Annotated in this window: 4 protein-coding genes; all 4 read left to right on the top strand. The window is 37.2% G+C overall.

Annotated features, from left to right (window positions below; genetic code table 11):
- Positions 1–265: hypothetical protein (locus WBM70_RS02960; RefSeq protein WP_424557027.1), on the top strand; the 265-nt coding region annotated here is incomplete at its 5' end.
- A gap of 43 nt (positions 266–308) precedes the next feature.
- Positions 309–932 (top strand): L,D-transpeptidase, encoded by a 624-nt coding sequence (locus WBM70_RS02965; protein WP_424557028.1) that lies wholly within the window; start codon positions 309–311, stop codon positions 930–932.
- Between the two features lie 10 nt (positions 933–942).
- Positions 943–1815 carry a PliI family lysozyme inhibitor of I-type lysozyme gene (locus WBM70_RS02970; RefSeq protein ID WP_424557029.1) on the top strand — a complete coding sequence of 291 codons (873 nt, stop codon included), beginning with the start codon at positions 943–945 and terminating at the stop codon, positions 1813–1815.
- A 13-nt stretch (positions 1816–1828) separates the two neighbouring features.
- Positions 1829–2102 (top strand): hypothetical protein (locus tag WBM70_RS02975; RefSeq protein WP_424557030.1); only part of this gene is annotated, 274 nt, incomplete at its 3' end.

Genomic DNA, 2102 nt, shown 5'->3' on the forward strand with positions numbered 1-2102 from the left:
ATATACAAAAATAATAACTTCAGCCATACTTACAGGTCTCCTATTGACGGCCTGTGGCTCTTCAAAGATCACACATTCAAATGACTATGTCTATCAAGGTATAAACTTTGGTCCAGACAGAGATGCAACTTTTAAAAAAGGTGTTCAGGATGCCTGTAAAACAGCAGATGGTGACTATACCAAAGACCATTATCTCTTTAACAATAGCACAAGTTACCGTGTAGGTTGGGAAGATGGCCGTCTGCAATGTAAAGGAAAAGAGTGAAAAAGTTAGTGTTATGAAATACTAAAATTAAAAAGGATGGCGTATGAAAAAAATATTTATAGCAGTACTGGCTGTTTGTCTATTGGGAACTTTAGTGCAAGCAAATGATCAAAGAGAAGTGGTTGTTTCCAAATTTAAAAAACAACCTAAAACGATCAGGCCACTAAGTATCACAAAATTTGAACTTACCGATAAAAATGGTGATACAAAGATAATAGACCTAAAAGGTCAAAAGATCATTGTTGTCTCTGTAAGTGAGCCTGGAAGTGAAGGAAAATCATATGCTGTCGATGAAGATGGAACGATCTGGTGGGTAGACGACATCGCTTCTGGTGCTTATGGCGGTCATGAAACACCTACGGGTATCTTTCATGTACTTTTAAAAAGACGTTACCATATGTCAGCAGCCCACCCTTCCCCAGACGGTAAAAACAATATGGACTTTGAAATGTTGTTTACCCAAGATGGTATAGCTTTACATTTAGGTAATACAAGAGCACTTTCTCACGGTTGTATTCATGTTGGAAGGAAAGATGTTGAGGCAATGTTCAAATGGGTTGAAGTAGGTACAAAAGTTATCGTTATGAGAGGAAACTACGGACAGCTCTTGAACCAGGAACTTGAAGCTTTCAAAAGAGATATCAAAGCGTATGATAGAACGCATTAGAGGATTTTAAATGGCCATAAAAGAGATTAGAAATATTTTACTTGTTTTGACATTTTCAACATTTTCTCTCCATGCAAACCAGCCTAGTTTTGACTGTTCTAAAGTAGAGGAAGAAAGTTGTGAAGCTATCATCTGCGGATCTGATAGACTCATCGATCTTGACAGAGAACTCTCTCATGTCTATAAGCAGGCTTTAATAAAAGCACCCAAAGAAGATATGCTAAAAGCCTATCAAAGAGGATGGATAAAAGGTCGAAATGAGTGCTGGAAAGTAAAAGATGCCGAAACATACATGGCTGAGCTTTATCAACAGCGTATTCAAGAGCTCAAAGAAAAGTATCAACTTAAAGATGATAAAAAGCAAGCTACGGGGAGTATAAATCATTTTGATGAAACATTCTCCCTACAGGGCATCAACTTTCATGTTGTAACTACCAACGAAGGAGCGATCAATCAATTGACGATCACTCCAAGTAATCTTGAAATCGTAAACAGTGGTATGAAACATGAAATTGATGGTAGCGTAACTGGTGCTGAAATAGCAGATATAAATGCAGATGGTTCTCCTGAGATCTATGTCTATATAAACTCTGCTGGAAGCGGTAGTTACGGTAGTCTTGTGGCGTATAGTGCAAACAACAAAAAATCACTCTCTGAGATCTATATGGCACCATTGGCATATGACAAAGTGAACAGTATCGGGTATATGGGTCATGATGAATTTACTATCATAGAAAACTCTCTGGCAAGACGTTTCCCCGTCTATAATGAAGGTGATCCAAACTGTTGTCCAAAAGGCGGAATACGACAACTTCAATATAAACTGATCAAGGGTGAAGCTTCTTGGCAATTGAAGTTAGTGAACAGTACAACATTAAAATAAAGGCAAGCATATTATGAAGAGAATAATACTATTACCACTACTATCAACACTTTTGCTTTCTCAAGCACATGCGGACTTTCAAAGCGAGTTAGAAAATGTATATATTAAGTCAGCCAATACCATACTCTTCTTTACCTCAGAAAACATTATCAGTTCAGGTTCATATGAATTTGGAAGCAAGGATCAAACACTTGATACATTCTTCTTCCCTATGACACACCACTTTGAAAGTGATTCCGATTTTTATAACTTTTATGTCAATGGAAGTATCGGTTATAGCAAATATG

The sequence above is a fragment of the Sulfurovum sp. genome (genome assembly GCF_049668085.1).
Classification (GTDB): domain Bacteria; phylum Campylobacterota; class Campylobacteria; order Campylobacterales; family Sulfurovaceae; genus Sulfurovum.